This window comes from Rathayibacter sp. AY1H3 (assembly GCF_002932015.1).
In genome coordinates this window covers 40,216-57,337 of sequence record NZ_PSUU01000015.1, presented here as the reverse complement: position 1 = coordinate 57,337, position 17,122 = coordinate 40,216, and the positions used below count along the sequence as shown (strand labels likewise).

Sequence of the window (17,122 nt, the reverse complement as noted above, 5' to 3'; positions counted from 1 at the left end):
TCTTGACTGCCCCCTCGTACGGAGTAGTGTCATCGCTCGTGACACACGAGGGCCCCCCGTCCGCCGCGGACGGATCATCGGCCGACGCGACCGAGCTGCGCACCGCCAAGCACTTCTTCATCGGCGAGCCGCTCCCCAGCGACAAGCTCGAGGGACAGCTGCTGCAGAAGCGGCTCGCGCTCCCCATCTTCGCCAGCGACCCGCTCTCCTCCGTGGCCTACGCGCCGCAGGAGCTGCTGATGATCCTGCTGCTCGGCGGACTCTCCTTCCTCACCTTCGCCCCCTGGGTGGCCGCGTGCGTGGTCGTCCTCCTCGTCGTGGTGGTGCTGAGCTACCGCCAGCTGATCCGGGCGTACCCGTCCGGCGGCGGCGACTACGAGGTCGCCCGCACCAACCTGGGCGAGACGGCGGGCCTCACGGTCGCCGCCGCCCTCCTCGTGGACTACGTGCTCACCGTGGCCGTGTCGGTCGCCTCCGGAGTCGACAACATCATCTCCGCAGTACCCGAGCTGGCGCCGCTGCGGGTCGAGCTGGCCATCCTCTTCGTGGTGCTGCTGGCGGCCGTGAACCTCCGCGGCGTCTCGGAGTCGAGCCGCGCCTTCGCCGTCCCGACGTACCTCTTCGTCGCGAGCGTCTTCGTCATGGTCGTCGTCGGCCTGGTCCGCACCGCCTTCGGCGACACCCCGGTCGCGGAGTCGGCGGGCTTCACCGTGCAGGGCGAGCAGCTCACGCAGGCGGCCGTCGTCCTCCTGCTGCTGCGCTCCTTCGCGAGCGGCTGCGCGGCGCTCACGGGCGTCGAGGCCATCTCGAACGGTGTGCCCGCGTTCCGCGCCCCGAAGGTCAAGAACGCCCAGCGCACCCTCGTCGCGATGGGCACGATCGCGATCGTGCTCTTCGTCGGCCTGACCGCCCTCGCCCTGCTCTCGAACGTCCACTACGCCGAGAACGCCTGCCACCTGGTGGGCTTCGCTGACTGCGCCACGACCCCGCAGCGCTCCGTGATCGCGCAGGTCGCCGCCGCCACGTTCGGCAACAACACGATCCTGTTCTTCATCATCCAGGCCGCGACGGCCGCCGTCCTGCTCCTCGCGGCGAACACCGCGTTCAACGGCTTCCCGCTGCTGGGCTCCGTGCTGGCCCGCGACGGCTACGCGCCCAAGTCGCTGAACACCCGCGGCGACCGCCTCATCTACTCCAACGGAGTGATCATCCTGGCGCTCGTCGCCGCGATCATCCTGCTCGTCTACCAGGCCTCGCTCACGAGCCTCGTGCAGCTGTACATCATCGGCGTCTTCGTCTCGTTCACGCTCGGGCAGTCGGGCATGGTCAAGCACTGGGTCCGGATGATCCGCAACGGCGAGGGCTCGCGCACCGTCTACACGAGCCTGGCCATCAACCTGTTCGGCGCGACGCTGACGTTCGCGGTGCTCGTCGTCGTCACGATCACGAAGTTCACCCACGGCGCCTGGCTCGTCTACCTGGTGATGCCGATCCTCGGCGTCCTGATGGCCGGCGTCTACCGCTACTACCGCGACGTCGAGAAGGAGATCGAGGTCGACCCGACCACGACCTTCGGCGCCAACGGCGACCACGCGATCGTGCTGGTGGGCCGGATGAACAAGCCCACGCTGAAGGCGCTCGACTACGCCATCGCGGCGCGGCACGAGACGCTGGAGGCGGTGCACTCCTCCATCGACGACGCGCAGACCGCGCAGCTGAAGGCCGACTGGGCGCAGATGGACATCGAGGTGCCGCTGCGCTGCGTGGCCTCTCCCTATCGCGACATCTCGTACCCGCTGATCAAGTACATCAAGGCCCACCGCCTCGAGCACGGCTCCGAGATCACGACGGTCTACATGCCGCAGTACATCGTCGGGCACTGGTGGGAGGCGTTCCTCCACAACCACAAGTCGCGGCGGATCCGCCAGAAGCTCCTGCTGGTGCACGGAGTGACGGTGGCGCTGGTGCCGTGGCTGCTCGACTCGTCCGAGCTCATCTACGGGCGCCGCTCCCGGCCGATCCCCGGCCAGACGCGCCGCGGCGAGCCGGTGCGCCCGGTGACCCGCCGCCCGATCCCGCCCGCGTCCTCGCTCCCCCAGGGAGCCGCCGGCGAGGGCGCTCCGCGCATCCCGCAGCGCCCGGCCGCGCAGAACCGGCCGCGCTCGAAGCGGCGCTGAGGCGACGGGAGCTGCCGGCAGCGGCCCGGAAACGGGTAGAGGGCCCGCGGCGTGTGCCGCGAGCCCCCGATTTCCCCTTAGTGCCTTCCCCCGAAGGCGGCCCGCCCCAACGGGCCGTGTCCGACGCTATCGGTGGGCTATGCACCGGCGCATCCTCCTCGCGACGGATGCCCGTGCTCCGTTGAGACGACAGGCTCGTCCTCCGCCGTCTCAGACGACGGCCCCGCGCACCCCTCGGCCGGTGAGCCACCAGACCGCCGCGACGGCGACCGCGGCCGCCGCGCCGCCGCCCACGAGCAGGATCGCCGCCCGCACCACGTGCGCCCGGTAGGCGGCGTCGAGCGGATCGATGCCCGCACCCGCCAGCACGATCCCGGCGGGAACCACCGCGGCCGCGAGCACCACGGCCGCGGCCGCGATGCGCACCGGCTGCCGGCCGTCGGAGCGGAGCTTCCGGGGACGGCGACCGATGTACCAGACCACCGCGCCGATCCCGAGCCCGAGCAGCCCGAGCACACCGCTCGCGTACTGCGCCCATCGGAAGCCGGGGAAGGGCCCGAGCTCCTTCTGCAGCAGCGGGATCGCCGAGACGAAGAGGCCGCCCCGGTGGGTGAAGCCGTCCCACATCACGTGGCTGGCGGCTCCGATCGCGATGCCGGCGGCCGCGAAGACGAGCACGCGGATCCATGCGGCGGCCCCGCGGGGAGGCGAGCGCCGGGGACGCAGGCGCGAGCGGACCAGCGCGGGCGCGAGGTCGCGCCAGGCCGGAGCGACGACCGCGCTCCACAGCGCGAGGCCGAGCATCCCGAGCAGCAGGTCGACGGTGACGACGCCGAGGAGGGAGTGGGTGGACTCGCGGGCGACGGCGATCGGGAGGTACATGCCGATGTCCGGGACCATCGCGCCGATGGCCACGGCCGCGGCGGGGATCCGGCCGTTCGAGAACGCGAGCGCGACGACGGCGTGGCTCGGCGTGAAGGGCATGACACGCACGCTATCCCGGCAACGCGACCGGCGAGTGTCCGCGTCGCGAAGCGCGCGTCACCGATCGCGGTCCGGCTCCTGCGCTCCGCTCCGGCTCGTCGGCCTCCCGGGGCCGGCGGTCAGCCCGAGGAACGTGATCCCCAGGACGAGGAACACCGGCCAGACCGGATTCCCGAGGACCGCGAAGACCGCTCCCGCCGCGAGGAACAGCGGACCCGTGACCGCGTTCCAGCGCCGGGACGCCTCCTCCGACGACATCCGACCCGAACCCTTCCCGTCCTGTGCGCGCGCCATCCCTCCACGCTAGATCGCCTCCGCGGGGCCCGCCTCCCCCGTCCGGCGGAGCCGCGCGCTCGGGGAGCTCCGAGCGCGGCGACCGTAGAATCGTCCGGAAGTCCGGCCCTCCGGGCCCAGCGGCGACGGATCGGAGCGGGTGTGCGGAAGGCGTTCGCGATCCTCCGCCTGGCCCTCGCCGGGCTGGGCGCGGTCGGACTCGTCGGCGACTTCTTCTACACCCTGGGCTTCCGCGCGTTCCAGATCGACAACTTCTTCGCCTACTTCACGACGCAGTCGAACATGGCCGGGGTCGTGGTGCTGGGCCTGTCCGGCCTGGTCGCCCTCGCGCGCGAGCGGGAGCCGCGCTGGCTCAGCACCGTGCGGGCGCTCGTGCTCACCTACATGGTCGTGTCGGGGATCGTCTTCGGGCTGATCGCGGTGGAGGCCAACAACCGCGGCGTGCGGGTCGACGTGCCCTGGTCGAGCGCGCTCCTGCACTTCGTGATCCCGACGCTCGCGATCCTCGACTGGATCCTCGGACCCGGCCGCCGCCCGGTCGCCTGGCGCGGGGCGCTGACCGTGCTCGGCTTCCCGATCGTCTGGGGCGTCATCACCCTGGTCCGCGGGGCCCTCATCGGCTGGTACCCGTACTTCTTCCTCGACCCCGGCCAGGTCGACGGACCCGTGATGTTCGTGCTCTACGACGTGATCGTGCTGAGCCTGATCTCCGGCATCGCCGCGTTCGTCCTCGCGCTCAGCCGGGTGCGGCCGCTCGGGGCGGCGCACGCGTCGGAGTGGAGGGGCCCGCTGGCGCGGCTCCGCGAGCTCGTCAGCCGGGGACGACGGCGAACGGCTCGAGCGCCGTCTGCGCGAGGGTGACCAGCTCGTCGTCGCTGAGGTCCTGCAGTGAGAGGGCCTGATCCGCTCCGACCAGCCCGACGAGCACCGCCTCGCCGGTCGACGGCTGGAGGTTGAGCCACTCGGTGATGCCCGCCTCGGAGCCGACGAGCGACCAGCGCGCGGGGGCGTCGGCCTCCCAGAACGCCTCGTCGAAGCGCAGCCACAGCGCCTCGACGACACCGGAGCCGAGGGCCGCGACGGCCGCGCGCTGCGCGAACGGGAGCGGCGGGTCGAAGGCGATCGCGTCCGTCTGGAGCACCCCGATCGGCACGGTGACCAGCACCCGGTCGGCTGTGAACGACTCGCCGGTGCCCAGCCGGATGCTGACCCCGGTGTCCGTGTAGCCGATCCCGCTCACCACGGCGCGCAGCGAGACCTCGACGTCGGCGAGCAAGGTGTCGACCAGGGGCGCGAGCCCGTCGGTCAGCAGCGCGTCGCCGGAGTCGTCGCTCAGCTCCTCCGCGGTCGTGGCGGCGGAGGCGTCGCCCAGTCCGTACCAGGAGGAGAGCTCCTCGGGAGCGGCGCCGGTGCGCAGTGCGGTCGTCCCGGCGAGGTGCGCCGCCACGCGGGCGGCGTCGCCGTCGCCGGAGCCCGGCTCGGCCTCGGCGGGATCGGGCGCTCCGGAGCCGGCGAACGACTCGGCGAGCGCCAGATCCTCCGGCTGCTCCGCTCCCCACTCGAGAGCACGGGTCAGGGCGTCGGCACCCGTGGTGCCGGTGTCGAGAGCCGCGCCGTCGGCATCGCTCGAGCGGACGTCGGCGAGGTCGACCGCGGTCGTGACCACGCCCGCGTCCGCGATGCTCTCGCGCAGGGCGGCTCCCGCGCCGGTGAGGGCCCAGGCTCCGGTCTCGACGGCGATCGGCCAGCCGTCCGGAGTCGCGGTGGCGATGCGGCCGCCGGTGCGCTCGCGCGCCTCGACCACGGTGACGTCGAAGCCCGCGTCGGACAGGCGCCGCGCGGCGACCGCTCCGGCGAGACCGGCCCCGACGATCGCGATCCGCTCGCCCTCGTCGGCGACGGCGCTGATCTCGGCGGCCGCGCGGACCCCGGAGCTCCAGGCGCCCTGGAGCGTGCCGGGCGCCTCCGTGTCGGTGGCCTCGCCCGCGAGGAAGACGCGGTCGAGGACCGCCGTGCCCAGGTCGGTGCGGTGCTGCGGCGTCGCGCCGACGGGCAGGTACGAGACGGAGCCGAGCGCGTACGGATCCTCGGCCCAGGCGGAGCGCACGAAGGCGGCCGGCGCGGGGACGGCGGTGGTGCTCGGCGTGGGCACGGGGGCCTTCGTGACGGAGCGGGTCGGCGTCGGACGCGACGGCGTGCAGCCCGCGAGAGCCAGGAGCCCGACTCCCGTGGCGGCTCCCGAGAGGAAGAGGCGGCGTCCGATCGTCATCCCGGACATCCTACGTTCTCGGCGTTCGGCCGGGGCGGCGTGTGCGGCGCGGTGCTGACGCCACCGGGCACGCGGCCCGCTCGGAGGTGGGGGGTGACGGCGGGACGGCGAGCGGATAGCGTCGGGGCAGCGCGGACCGGACCGCGGCGACGGGGGACGCGGCATGGACACGACACGGACGCGGACCGCGACGACGACGGCCGGGGCCCCTCCCCGCAGTCACCTCCACGCGGTGCTGCTCGGCGCGCTGGGCATGATCGTGGTCCCGCTGCTCATCGTCCTCGCGACCACGGCCTGGTCCTCCCCCGGTCCCGAGGAGTACGTCCGCATGGCGCTCGGCTCGGTGGTCGCGGCGTGCGTCTCGGTGGTCGGCGCCTGGTGGCTCGCCTTCGAGCGGCGCAGCGCCGGGGCACCCGGTCGCACCTGGTTCTGGGGCGTCGCGTGCCTCTTCACGGTCAGCGCGGTCTCGACCGTCGGAGCCGCCGCCGACCGCCTCACCGGCCTGATCACGGGCTGAGCGGGTGGACGTCCAGGCGCGGTCACCGCGCTCGCCTCACTCCTCGGCGACCGCCCCGATGGCCCCGAGTCCCGCCTCGAGCGAGCGGCAGCAGCATCGGCGCCGGTGATCGCCCCGACGAGACGACCGAGCGGCTCCGGCTGTTCCGTCCCGCCGAGAGCAATCTGGACGAGCTGTGGCGGCTGTACTCCGACGAGCGGATCGCGGCGGGCGACCCCCTCCTCCGACACGGCTCCGTCGAGCAGACCCGGGCGGTGCTCGCCCACCGGACGGCGCAGCGGGAACGGGACGACCTCAGCAGCTGGGTCGTTCGGGTGCGGAGTACCGAGGGCTGCGCGGACGGCGCGATCGGGGTCGGCGGCTGCACTCTCCTCACCGACACGGCCTGGAACGTCGCATTCACCGTCCATCCGGACCACTGGGGCAGGGGGTACGCCCAGGAGGTCGCCTCCGCAGGGATCGCTCGGGCGCGGCGGCTCCGGCCGGAGCTCCCCGTGACCGCGGTCGTCGCGGAACGGAACGAGCGATCGCACCGCACGGTCGCTCGACTCGGTCTCGAACGGAGGTGGGCGGGCCCCGACGCGCACAGCCCCGACCCCGCGGCTCGCATCGTGCTCTACTCCGACCGCCTCCTCTCCGAGGACGAGATCGGCCGCCTCACGAGCTGAACGCGCCGCGTGACGCTGATCGCCGCAGGCAGCAGCGGAGCCGAGACGCCTGCGCGAGACCGCGACGTCTCGTTCCGGTGCGCCTCCTGGCCCCATCTTTCTTCCCGGCGGGCGGCGCTGCGCACGAGTGGGTGGGTGGGCGGCGCGGCACTCGCGCCGACCCCTCTCGCGATCGCGCTCAGCGGCCGCCCGCGAGTCGGGGCAGGAAGGGCGCGGAGGTACTCGCCGGACGGAGCATTCGAAGCCCGTCACCGCGAGGGGCGTTAGCGTCATCGGATGGCGAGCATCACGTACCCCACGCCCCTCCGCGCCGGAGGCCGGGTGGAGGTGCCCGCGCCCTCGATGGGAGTCCCCGAGCCCCTGCACGACCGGCTGCAGGACGCCGCGCGCCGACTCGGCTCGGCGGGCTACGACGTCCGGGTCCGGCCGCACGCCCTCCTCGGCGGACTCGCTCCGGCGTCCGCCGCGGATCGGGCGGCCGACCTGCACGACGCCTTCCGGAGCGGGGACGCGGTCCTTCCTCCGTGGGGCGGCGAGCTCGCCGTCGAGCTGCTGGAGAGGCTCGACTGGCACGCCCTCGCGGAGGCCCGGCCCTGGTTCGTCGGCTGGTCGGACGTCTCGACGCTGCTCCTGCCCCTGACGACGACGACCGGGCTCGCGACGATCCACGGCGCCAATCTGATGGACGAGCCGTGGGAGCTGCCGGTCGGATTCCACCGCTGGACGGAGGTCGCCGGCCTCGAGCCCGGAGCCGCGTTCACGCAGCACGCCGCGCCGCGACGCCGGAGCCGTCCGTGGGGTGCGTGGGCGGACGAGCCGCTCGACCGCGATCGGGCCTACGAGGAGCCGACCCGCTGGCGCTCGCTCGACGGGTCAGCGGACGCGGCGATGTCCGGCCGCTTGATCGGCGGATGCCTCGAGACGGTGTCCCTGCTCGCGGGCACGCCCTACGGCGACGTTCCGGGCTTCGCTCGCCGGCACGCGCCGGAGGGGACTGTCGTCTACCTGGAGGCGGCCGGGTCCGACTCCGTCTCGGTGCTCCGGATGCTCACCTCTCTCCGGCTCGCGGGCTGGTTCGAGCAGGCGACCGGCGTCCTGATCGGCCGGACCGAGGGCGCCTGGCTGCCCGAGCTGAGCCAGGAGGACGCGGTGCGGCGGGCTCTCGGCGATCTCGGCGTGCCGGTGATCCTCGACGTCGACATCGGGCACCAGCCGCCGCAGATGCCCCTGGTCAACGGCGCGCTCGCCGAGATCGCGCTGAGCGGGCCGACGGCCTCGATCACGCAGCGGCTCGTGCCCTGACGGCGCGTGCGGAGAGATCCCGTCGAGCAGTGCCGCCGCCTCGAGGCAAGGCCGCCGCCGCCCCGGCCCTCCTCCGCCCGCCGAGCGCAAGGCCGAGCGGCGGGGAGGCGCCGAGTGGTAGACCTGGGGGCATGAGCAACGACATCCGCGCACTCGCCGAGGGCGAGAGCTACCTCGCCTTCTTCCAGGGCGGGCCGTTCGACGGCCAGACCGAGAACCGCGTCAGCACCGAGGGGGGCTACGAGAAGGAGGTCGACGTCTACGCCGCCGTCGACGGCCAGGAGACGCACCTCGTCTACAACGCCGTCTCCGCGAAGGAGGTCGGCGAGGCGGTCCACGTGACCTACTCGATCGACACTCCCGACTCCGACCCGATCGAGGACCCGGAGGACCGTGGCGGCGGCTTCCAGTAGTCCGCACCACCCTTCGGATGCCGCTCCGGCGTCGCGCTCAGCGCGGCCGGGGCGGCATCGGCATGTGAGGACGCGCCACTCCGGAGACCACGCCTCCCGCCGCTCCTAGGATGATGGTTCCTCACTGTCTCGGCCGATTCAGGTCCGCGTTCCTCGGGAGCCGCCGTGTCCGATCCGCTGATCCGCCCGATGCCCCTCCGCGGCGACTCCGCCCGGCACTGGCTGCGGGCCCGCCACGCCGAGGCCGGGCCCGACCCCGCTTTCGCCGTCACCGGGCAGGAGGCCGCCGTCGAGGGCGTGCTCCTCCGGCGGATCTGGCACACGGCCGGCACGATCGACTTCCGCCCGAGCCCCCGCGCCGACCCGGGGTCGGTGGTGCTCCTGCTCCCGCTCGAGGGCGCGTTCACCGTCGCCAGTCGGGAGGAGCGCGAGTTCGTCGGCCGCGGCACCCTCGCGGTACTGCCCGCCCGATCGGGAGCGTCGATCAGCACGAGCGCACCCAGCTCCCGGCTCGTCCTGGTCGTGCGGCCCTCGGGCGAAGCGGATCCGCCCGCCGGCCTCACCGTGGTCTCCTCCCCCGCGGCACCGGTGCTGGTCGCCGCCGCGAACGCCGTGCTCGACGCCGGGCTGCCCATGAGCCCCGGGCTGCACACCGCGCTGCGGGGCCTCGCCGCGGCCGTCGTCGCGGAGTGACGGGAGCTGTCAACCCTCCCCGCCCCGGCCATCCGCTCGCAGGGACGTCCTCGAACATCATGTGACGCCGATCGTCGGCGCCGGAAGGAGCACTCGCCATGGCCGAGATCACCGCCCACCACGGACTCTTCAAGGACACGGACCTGCACGTCGACGACACCGGCGGATCGGGCCGCCCCGTGGTCCTCATCCACGGCTGGCCCCTCTCGGGCGAGTCGTGGAAGGAGCAGGTCCCCGCGTTCGCCGAGGCCGGCTACCGCGTCGTCACCTACGACCGCCGCGGCTTCGGGCGCAGCGACAAGCCGCTCACCGGCTACAGCTACGACACGCTCGCCGAGGACCTGCACACCCTCCTCACCGAGCTCGACCTGCAGGACGTCACCCTGGTCGGCTTCTCGATGGGCGGCGGCGAGGTCGCCCGCTACTTCACGAAGTACGGCGCCGATCGCCTGCACAGCGTCGTCTTCGCCTCGGCCGTCCCGCCGTACCTGATGAAGACGGACGACAACCCGGACGGCCCGCTCGAGAAGGCGCAGGCCGCGCAGATGACCGCGGGCCTCACGAAGAGCGAGGACGACTTCTACGACCGGTTCACCACCGACTTCTTCTCGGTCGACGGCGTGCTCAAGGTGACGGAGGAGCAGCGCCAGGAGGCGATCGCTCTGGCGAAGCAGTCGGCCAAGCACGCGGCCCTCGCCTGCATGACGGCGTTCGCGACCACCGACTTCCGCGAGGACCTGCCCAACGTGTCGGTGCCCGCGCTCGTCATCCACGGCGACGGCGACGGCACGGTTCCGTTCGAGGGCTCCGGCGCCCGCACCCACGCGGCGATCCCCGGCTCCGAGCTGCACGTCGTCCACGGCGCCCCGCACGGAGTGACCGTGAGCCACCCGGAGGAGTGGAACCGCGTCGTCCTGGAGTTCCTCGCGAAGTAGCGGCGGCACTCCCGCATGCTGGTCGAGCAGCCCCGCAGGGGCGTATCGAGACCCGTCGCACGGACACGGATCTCGATACGCGCCCTGTGCGCTGCTCGATCAGCAGGAACCGGTCACCCACGCGTGATGCTCGCTCAGCAGGAGCCGGAGCCCCCGCGTCAGCCCTTCTCCGCGCCCTCGGTCGTGTTCATGATCCGCCGCTGGAAGACGAAGAACAGCACGGCCACCGGGATCGACATCAGCACCGCGGCCGCGAGCTGCAGCGGGTACTGGTTGCCGGTGCCCAGCTGCTGCCCGCTCTGGAGGCGGCGCTGCGCTGGCTCCGCGACGACGGCGACTCCGACGGCGACGGGTTCCTCGAGTACGTCGACACCACGGGGCACGGCCTCGCCAACCAGGGCTGGAAGGACTCGGGCGACTCGATCCAGTGGCGCGACGGCACGCTCGCGGAGGGTCCGATCGCGCTCTGCGAGGTGCAGGCCTACGCCCACGAGGCCATGGTCGGCGGAGCGGCGCTGCTCGAGCACCTCGGCCGTGACGGCTCGGAGTGGCGCGAGGCGGCGTCGACGCTGAAGGCGCGCTTCGCGGAGGCGTTCTGGATCGACGACGCCGACGGCGGCTACCCGGCGATCGCGCTCGACGCGGCCGGGCGCCCGGTCGACACGATCACCAGCAACCTCGGCCACCTCCTCGGCACCGGCATCCTCTCCCCCGAGCACGCCGCCCGGGTCGCCGAGCTGCTGGTCTCCCCCGGGCTCGACTCGGGCTTCGGCCTGCGCACCCTGGACACCGGCTCGGGCGGCTACTGGCCGCTGTCGTACCACGGCGGCTCCGTCTGGGCCCACGACACCGCGATCGCCGTCACCGGGCTCGCCCGGGAGGGCTTCGGGGCGGAGGCGACGACCCTCTCGCGCGGACTGATCGCCGCGGCCGAGGGCTTCGGCTACCGGATGCCCGAGCTGCACTCGGGCGACCCCGCCGCCGAGGTGCACGCGCCGGTGCCGTACCCGGCGGCCTGCCGACCGCAGGCCTGGTCGGCGGCCGCCTCCGTCGCCGTGCTGTCGGCGGCGCTGGGGCTCGCTCCCGGAGGCGACACCCTGGTCGTCGCGCCGCTCTCGCCCGCGCTCGCCGGGCCGATCCGCGTGGACGGGATCCGCTACCGCGGCTCCGTGGTGCCGGTGGACTGGGACGGCAGGATCTGAGGCGCCGCGCCGCTCAGGGCGGACCGGCTCAGATCAGGCCGGCTCAGGGCAGGCGCGCTCAGGGCAGGCGCGCCACGACCGCGCGCGCGATGCGCCGGCCCGAGCGGTTCGCCCCGATGGTCGAGGCCGTCGGGCCGTAGCCGGCGAAGAAGACGCGCGGATCCGTCAGCGAGGCTCCGTCGGCGACCGCGATGCCGCCCTCGCGCTCGCGCAGCCCGAGCGGAGCGAGGTGGCGCAGCTCCGGCCGGAAGCCCGTCGCCCAGATGATCGCGTCGGCGCGCGTGAAGGAGCCGTCCGGCCAGCGCACGCCCTCCTCCTCGATCGACGAGAACATCCCCCGCTCGTGCAGGAGCCCGCGCTCGATCCCGGCGACCACCCGGCGGGTGCGCTGCACGCCCGTGCCGCCGACGATGCTCGGGAGGGGCAGCCCGGCGCGGGCGGCGCGGTCCTGCTCGGCCACCGCCTCCACCGCCGACTCCATCGCCAGCTGCTCGCCGTCGTGGTAGACCACCGGTCGCCGCGTCGCCCACGTCAGGGAGCGCGCCACCCGCTCGAGCTCCAGCAGGAAGCCGATCGCCGAGGTGCCGCCGCCGACCACGAGCACCTGCTTCCCGGCGAAGTCCTCGGCGCGGACGTACTCGGTCGGGTCGATCTGCACGCCGCGGAAGCGGTCGCGCCCGGGGTAGTGCGGGACGAAGGGCGATCCCCAGGTGCCGGTCGCGTTGACGAGCAGGCTCGCGCGCTCGACCGCGCGGTCGGACTCGACGACGAGCGGCGACCCCGTGTCGTGCGGCGTCGCACTCGTGACGCGCCGCACCGACTCCGGACGGCGGATCTCGAGACCGAGCTCCTCCTCGTAGCGCCCGTAGTACTCGCGGACCACGTCCCGTGCCGGTCGCCGGTGATCGGCCGTGCGGAACGAGAGCCCCATCCGCTCCATGCCCGGGAGATCGTGCACGCGGTGCGCGGAGCCGAGCCGCAGTGCCTCCCAGCGGAACTGCCAGGCCCCGCCGGGCTCCGGACCGCGGTCGAGGACGATCAGGTCGCGCCCGGGGACGAGGCCGAGACGGCGCAGGTAGTAGGCCACGGACAGACCCGCCTGGCCCGCGCCGATCACCACGACGGGACGCGGTGGGGCGACGCTGTCCACGGTGCTCCTGACGCGGTCGAGGATGGGCGGCCGTCCGGCAGATCGAGGCCCGGGGTGGCGTGTCCCCCGTCTGCTAAACTACCGCGTAGATTTCAACTTTCCCTGTCTGCTCTTTTCCCCAGCCGGCTCACTGCCCGTCTGGCCTGTCATCGTGAGGGGGTCACCCATGGGGCGCGGCCGTCAGAAGGCGAAGAACACCAAGATCGCCCGTGAGCTGAAGTCGTTCAGCCCGGCGGTCGATTACAGCGCGCTCGAGCGCGAGCTCAGCCACCCGGACGAGCCGGACTACTCGAAGTGGATCGACGCCGAGGACGACGGCGACGACACGGACCTCGTCGAGGAGCCGCACCAGAAGCGTGCGTGACTCCTCCCGTGAATCGGGGCCGCTCCCTCGGGGCGGCCCCGATTCGCGTGCGGACGAGGATCCGGCGGGCGAGCGACCCGAGGTCGAGGAGCCGCTCCGCGCAGCCCCCGCCGACGTCGCCGTCCGGCAGCTGTCGACGCGGGTCGCCTACGAGACCCCGTGGATCCGCGTCCGCGAGGACGAGGTGCTCTGGCCGGGCGGGACGCGCGGCGTCTACTCGGTCGTCGAGCGCGACGACTACGCCCTCGTGCTCCCGCGGGAGCGCGGCGGGTTCTGGCTGGTCGAGCAGTACCGGTACCCGATCGGCCGCCGCGCGTGGGAGTTCCCCGCCGGCGGCTGGCCGCACGGCTCGGCCGGCGGCGACCCCGAGGCTCTCGCCCGTGCCGAGCTGCGCGAGGAGACGGGCCTCCGGGCCGAGCGCCTGACGCACCTGGGCAGGCTCGCGGAGGCGTACGGCTTCGTCGCGCAGTCCGTGGACGTCTTCCTCGCCGAGGGTCTCGAGCACGGCGAGCACGAGCGCGAGGACACCGAGCAGGACATGCGGCAGCAGTGGTTCCCCGATGCGGAGATCGCGGAGATGGTCCGCTCCGGGGCGATCGTCGAGACGGCCGCGGTGGCCGCGCTCGCCCTCTTCCACCTGGAGCGCGGGTCGCTCGGCTGAGCACGTTCTCCCGCTTTCCGCCACTGAGTGCAGAATGTCGGTGCCCCCTGGGACACTGACCGGATGAGCACTTCCCCGCCCGCACGGCTGCCCGTGTGGCAGTCGGAGCGTCGCGGGAACGACCTCGACGAGGCGCGCGACTTCTACGCCGGCTCGTACAACGGCTCCGGCTTCCGGGCCGAGCGCTCGGTCGTGCCGTTCGCGTTCCGCTACACGACGACCGGGCCCGGGCCCGTGAGCCTCCACTCCGCCTCCTTCCTCGGCCGGGTGCGCGGCACGGTGGCCCCGAGCGACGTCTACGTCGCCCTCTGGCTGACCGCGGGGCGCGCCTCCCTCGACCTGGGGCGCGACGAGCACCGCCTCGTCGTCGGACGCCCGGCCATGTTCCCGAGCGGCCGGCCCTTCGGCTTCGAGGCCCTCGAGTACCGCGACGCGCTCGTGCACTTCGAGGCCGCCCACCTCGAGGCGATCGCCGCCGAGCTGCACGGCACCGAGCCCGGCCCGCTGCGGTTCGCCCCTGTGGCGCGCGACACGACCGCCTGGTGGGCGGCGATCCGGCTCCTGCGCGACACCCTCGCCTCCGCGCACACGCCCACCGTGCTGCAGCGCGACGGCGTCGCCCGCATCGCCGCGCTCGCCGCCCTGCAGACCTTCGCCCACCGCATCGCCCCGCTGCCGGCCGTGCCGCCCTCGGTCAGCGCGCGGCGCCTCCGCCGGGCCGTGGAGTTCGTGCAGGCCAACGCCGATCTGCCCCTCGGAGTGGCCGACATCGCCGACGCAGCGGGGCTCACGGTCCGCGGCGTGCAGCTGGCGTTCCAGCGCGCCTTCGGCGAGACCCCGCGGCACTACCTGCGCGACGTCCGCCTCGAGCGCGCGCACGAGGAGCTCGTGTCCGGGTCGGCCGGCTCACTGGTGGTCGGCGACGTCGCCGCCCGCTGGGGGTTCATCAGCGGTGGCCGCTTCGCCCAGCACTACGCGACGCGCTTCGGCGAGCTCCCGAGCGAGACCCTTCGCCGCTAGTCCCGCCGATCCCCGACGGCGGTTCCGCCGAGGGGCGTTCGGGCGTACTGTCCGAGGACCGCCCGCTGCCCCGCGGGCCCGCGTCGATGGAGTCGCGAATGTTCGAACCCGGAGGATCCGCGCGGCCTGTCGCGCGGGTCGGCTACGTCACCGCCGCCCTGCTGGTCGGCGCGATCCTGGTGGGCGGCGCGGTCGGCGCCGCCGTCGCCCTGGTCCTCTACCTGCCCGGCGTCCTCGCCGCCGACGGCCCGCCCGGGCTGGTGAGCTTCGGCCTGCTCATGGGAGCGGCCTCCGGCGCGGGCATCGGAGTCGTCGGAGGCGCGGGAGCGGTCGCCGGCATGGTCGCGGTGCGCGTCGCGAGCCGCCGCGACGGCCCGTTCGTGCTCGGCACCAGCGCGGGCGCCGGCCTCGGCGTGCTGGTCGCCTGTGCGAACCTGCTCGTCAGCCGCGACGCCCCGACCTGGGCGACCGCTCTGCTCGCCACCGCGGCCGCCTGCGCCCTCTGCGCGGCGGGCTCGTGGCTGCTGACCCGGCACGAGCACTCCTGGGAGCGCGCGCACGCCGCACCGCGCTGATCCGCGGCGCCTCCGGGGATCAGCCCGCGTAGGACCCGACCAGGCGGACCGCTCCGCCGTCGACGCCCTTCGCGCCCTGCTCGAAGCCCTCGAATGCGCGCGCGGCGGTCGAGACGCGGCCCGCGACCCACGACGGGACGCCCGAGCGCTCGAGGCGCGCGATCACGCCGTCGGCCGCCTCCGCCGCGACGACGGCGAACATGCCGATGCCGAGGTTCCAGGTGCCCTCGGTGCTCTCGAGCGTCGCGCCGGACATCCCGGCGAGCGCGCGGAACACGTCGGACGGGCTCCAGCTCGCCCGCTCGACCTCGACCCAGGAGCCGCGCGGCAGCACCCGGGCGAGGTTCGCCGCGATCCCGCCGCCGGTGACGTGGCTGATGGAGTGGACGGCCGGGCCGAGCTCGGCGTCGTCGAGCAGGTCGAGGAGGGGCCGGGTGTAGAGGCGGGTCGGCTCCAGCAGCACCTCGCCGACCACGCCGCCCAGCTCCTCGGAGCGGTCGGTGAAGCCGATGCCGCGCTCGGCGAGGATGTGGCGCACGAGCGAGTAGCCGTTCGAGTGCAGTCCGGAGGAGGCCATCGCCACCACGACGTCGCCGTCGCGCACGCGGTCGGCGCCGCGCACCTGGTCGGCCTCGATCGCGCCGACCGCCGCGCCCGCCACGTCGTAGTCGTCGGGTCCGAGCAGGCCCGGGTGCTCGGCCGTCTCGCCCCCGACGAGCGCGGTGCCCGTCTCGGAGCAGGCGCGCGCGATGCCGGCGACGATGTCGGCGATGCGAGCCGGGACGACCTTGCCGCACGCGATGTAGTCGGTCATGAAGAAGGGGCGGGCGCCGACCACGACGATGTCGTCGACGACCATGCCGACGAGGTCCTGCCCGATGGTGTCGTGCTTGTCGATCGCCTGGGCGAGCGCGACCTTGGTGCCGACGCCGTCGGTCGAGGTCGCGAGGAGGGGGGCTCGGAAGTCGCGGAGGAAGGAGACGTCGTAGAGGCCCGCGAAGCCGCCGACCCCGCCGAGGACCCGGCTGTCGTGCGTCGCCGACACCGCCGACTTCATCAGCTCGACGGCGAGGTCCCCCGCCGCCGTGTCGACTCCTGCGCGGGCGTAGCTGCTCGTCTCATCACTCACGCGACGACCCTACCGACTGCCCTCTCCCGCCGCGGCGCGGATCCGGGTCCGCCGCACCGGCGGCTCCCGCTCCGCGCCCGCGGTCACGCGTCCCAGGCCACGTAGTGCAGCTCGGCGCGGTCGCGGCTGCGGTGGAGGTCGAGGTAGGACCGGGCGATGACCTCGGCCGCCGCGTCCGGGTGGCCGCCGTCGATGAGCGCGGTGATCGCCACGTGGGCGGCGTAGACGCCCCGGGGCTCGAGCGCGGAGTGGAGGTTGAGGACCCAGTTCCGCAGGCCCGCGGCGGCGATGTTGATGTTCGCCAGCGCCGCGTGCGGGGAGACGGAGCCGCCGCCGGTGGTGACGAGGATCGTCCCGCTGCCGGCGGCGATCATGTCCGGAACCACCTCGCCGACGGCGCGGAGCGCGCCGCCGAGGTAGAAGTCGATCTGCGGCTGCAGGTTCTCGGGCGTGACGTCCAGGACGCCGACCGGGGTGAGAGCGGAGTCGGCGGGGGAGAACTCGAGGACGTCGATCGGACCGAGGTCGGCACGGATCGCCCGCAGCGCGGCGGTCAGGGTCTCGGGCTGCGCGATGTCGGCGGCGAACCCCGTCGCCTCGATGCCCTCCTCGGCGAGGCGGGCGGCCAGGCCGTCCAGCTTCTCCTGGTTCCGCGAGACGAGGGCGACGGTGAAGCCGGCCCGGCCGAAGACGCGGGCGATCTCGAGGCCGAGGCCGGGGCCCGCGCCGACGACGGTGAGAAGGGGCATGGGAGGTCCTGTCGTCGTGC

At 73.9% G+C, this 17,122-nt stretch carries 18 protein-coding genes and 2 pseudogenes; 13 read left to right on the top strand and 7 right to left on the bottom strand.

What is annotated here, in order from left to right; translation table 11 throughout:
* Window positions 1-38: 38 nt before the first annotated feature.
* A complete protein-coding gene (locus C5C33_RS07760) occupies window positions 39-2,177 on the top strand; it encodes an APC family permease (RefSeq protein ID WP_374952928.1) in 2,139 nt (712 codons plus the stop codon).
* Window positions 2,178-2,387: 210 nt separating this feature from the next.
* Here the strand turns inward: C5C33_RS07760 and C5C33_RS07755 are convergent, their stop codons facing one another.
* Together C5C33_RS07755 and C5C33_RS07750 are read right to left on the bottom strand one after the other, a co-directional pair.
* The gene (locus C5C33_RS07755; RefSeq protein ID WP_104260852.1) at window positions 2,388-3,161 is read right to left on the bottom strand and encodes a DUF4184 family protein; all 774 of its coding nucleotides are present in this window, start codon (window positions 3,159-3,161) and stop codon (window positions 2,388-2,390) included.
* Between the two features lie 57 nt (window positions 3,162-3,218).
* Window positions 3,219-3,455: a hypothetical protein gene (locus C5C33_RS07750; protein WP_146076574.1), complete on the bottom strand. Its 237-nt coding sequence runs from the start codon at window positions 3,453-3,455 to the stop codon at window positions 3,219-3,221.
* Window positions 3,456-3,596: 141 nt separating this feature from the next.
* Between C5C33_RS07750 and C5C33_RS07745 the strand changes: the two genes are divergently transcribed.
* On the top strand, window positions 3,597-4,316 hold the full coding sequence (locus tag C5C33_RS07745) for a Pr6Pr family membrane protein (protein WP_104233845.1): 720 nt from the start codon (window positions 3,597-3,599) through the stop codon (window positions 4,314-4,316).
* On the opposite strand, the gene C5C33_RS07740 is transcribed toward C5C33_RS07745, so the two are convergent.
* Window positions 4,267-5,724, bottom strand: coding sequence for an NAD(P)/FAD-dependent oxidoreductase (locus C5C33_RS07740; protein WP_181136216.1), 1,458 nt, complete (start codon window positions 5,722-5,724; stop codon window positions 4,267-4,269). The two genes, C5C33_RS07745 and C5C33_RS07740, sit on opposite strands and share 50 nt — an antisense overlap.
* A 163-nt stretch (window positions 5,725-5,887) precedes the next feature.
* Here C5C33_RS07740 and C5C33_RS18460 point away from each other — a divergent pair, with 163 nt between their 5' ends.
* The 6 genes from C5C33_RS18460 (at window position 5,888) to C5C33_RS07715 (ending at window position 10,252) form a co-directional block, all read left to right on the top strand.
* Window positions 5,888-6,241 (top strand): hypothetical protein, encoded by a 354-nt coding sequence (locus C5C33_RS18460; protein ID WP_181073421.1) that lies wholly within the window; start codon window positions 5,888-5,890, stop codon window positions 6,239-6,241.
* On the top strand, window positions 6,166-6,909 hold the full coding sequence (locus C5C33_RS07735) for a GNAT family N-acetyltransferase (protein WP_181136215.1): 744 nt from the start codon (window positions 6,166-6,168) through the stop codon (window positions 6,907-6,909). Before C5C33_RS18460 ends, C5C33_RS07735 begins: the two co-directional genes overlap by 76 nt.
* Window positions 6,910-7,185: 276 nt before the next feature.
* Window positions 7,186-8,211: a S66 peptidase family protein gene (locus tag C5C33_RS07730; protein WP_104260849.1), complete on the top strand. Its 1,026-nt coding sequence runs from the start codon at window positions 7,186-7,188 to the stop codon at window positions 8,209-8,211.
* 131 nt (window positions 8,212-8,342) lie between these two features.
* Window positions 8,343-8,624, top strand: coding sequence for an oligoribonuclease (locus tag C5C33_RS07725; RefSeq protein ID WP_104223758.1), 282 nt, complete (start codon window positions 8,343-8,345; stop codon window positions 8,622-8,624).
* Between the two features lie 165 nt (window positions 8,625-8,789).
* Complete coding sequence (locus tag C5C33_RS07720; protein ID WP_104260848.1) at window positions 8,790-9,317, top strand: hypothetical protein; 528 nt, start codon at window positions 8,790-8,792, stop codon at window positions 9,315-9,317.
* 98 nt (window positions 9,318-9,415) lie between these two features.
* Window positions 9,416-10,252, top strand: a complete 837-nt coding sequence (locus C5C33_RS07715; RefSeq protein ID WP_104260847.1) for an alpha/beta fold hydrolase — start codon at window positions 9,416-9,418, stop codon at window positions 10,250-10,252.
* Between the two features lie 158 nt (window positions 10,253-10,410).
* On the opposite strand, the pseudogene C5C33_RS07710 reads toward C5C33_RS07715, so the two are convergent.
* A pseudogene (locus C5C33_RS07710) lies at window positions 10,411-10,557 on the bottom strand (carbohydrate ABC transporter permease); the annotation flags it as partial.
* On the opposite strand from C5C33_RS07710, the pseudogene C5C33_RS07705 reads away from it, so the two are divergent.
* Window positions 10,540-11,304, top strand: a pseudogene (locus tag C5C33_RS07705) (amylo-alpha-1,6-glucosidase); the annotation flags it as partial. The pseudogenes C5C33_RS07710 and C5C33_RS07705 overlap by 18 nt on opposite strands.
* 208 nt (window positions 11,305-11,512) lie before the next feature.
* Here C5C33_RS07705 and C5C33_RS07700 read toward each other — a convergent pair.
* The gene (locus tag C5C33_RS07700) at window positions 11,513-12,604 is read right to left on the bottom strand and encodes an FAD-dependent oxidoreductase (RefSeq protein ID WP_104226818.1); all 1,092 of its coding nucleotides are present in this window, start codon (window positions 12,602-12,604) and stop codon (window positions 11,513-11,515) included.
* Between the two features lie 166 nt (window positions 12,605-12,770).
* On the opposite strand from C5C33_RS07700, the gene C5C33_RS07695 reads away from it, so the two are divergent.
* From C5C33_RS07695 to C5C33_RS07680, 4 genes are all read left to right on the top strand, one after another.
* The gene (locus C5C33_RS07695; protein WP_097167615.1) at window positions 12,771-12,968 is read left to right on the top strand and encodes a DUF3073 domain-containing protein; all 198 of its coding nucleotides are present in this window, start codon (window positions 12,771-12,773) and stop codon (window positions 12,966-12,968) included.
* On the top strand, window positions 12,961-13,629 hold the full coding sequence (locus C5C33_RS07690; RefSeq protein ID WP_258069199.1) for an NUDIX hydrolase: 669 nt from the start codon (window positions 12,961-12,963) through the stop codon (window positions 13,627-13,629). The genes C5C33_RS07695 and C5C33_RS07690 overlap by 8 nt, the downstream gene beginning before the upstream one ends.
* 63 nt (window positions 13,630-13,692) lie before the next feature.
* Complete coding sequence (locus tag C5C33_RS07685) at window positions 13,693-14,649, top strand: AraC family transcriptional regulator (protein WP_104257888.1); 957 nt, start codon at window positions 13,693-13,695, stop codon at window positions 14,647-14,649.
* A 98-nt stretch (window positions 14,650-14,747) separates the two neighbouring features.
* A complete protein-coding gene (locus C5C33_RS07680; RefSeq protein WP_104256048.1) occupies window positions 14,748-15,224 on the top strand; it encodes a hypothetical protein in 477 nt (158 codons plus the stop codon).
* Window positions 15,225-15,243: 19 nt separating this feature from the next.
* Here C5C33_RS07680 and purM read toward each other — a convergent pair whose 3' ends face one another.
* Together purM and C5C33_RS07670 are read right to left on the bottom strand one after the other, a co-directional pair.
* A complete protein-coding gene (purM, locus tag C5C33_RS07675; RefSeq protein WP_104260846.1) occupies window positions 15,244-16,353 on the bottom strand; it encodes a phosphoribosylformylglycinamidine cyclo-ligase in 1,110 nt (369 codons plus the stop codon).
* Window positions 16,354-16,436: 83 nt separating this feature from the next.
* Entirely contained in the window at window positions 16,437-17,102 is a 666-nt protein-coding gene (locus C5C33_RS07670) for an SDR family NAD(P)-dependent oxidoreductase (protein ID WP_104260845.1), read from the bottom strand.
* Window positions 17,103-17,122 lie beyond the last annotated feature (20 nt).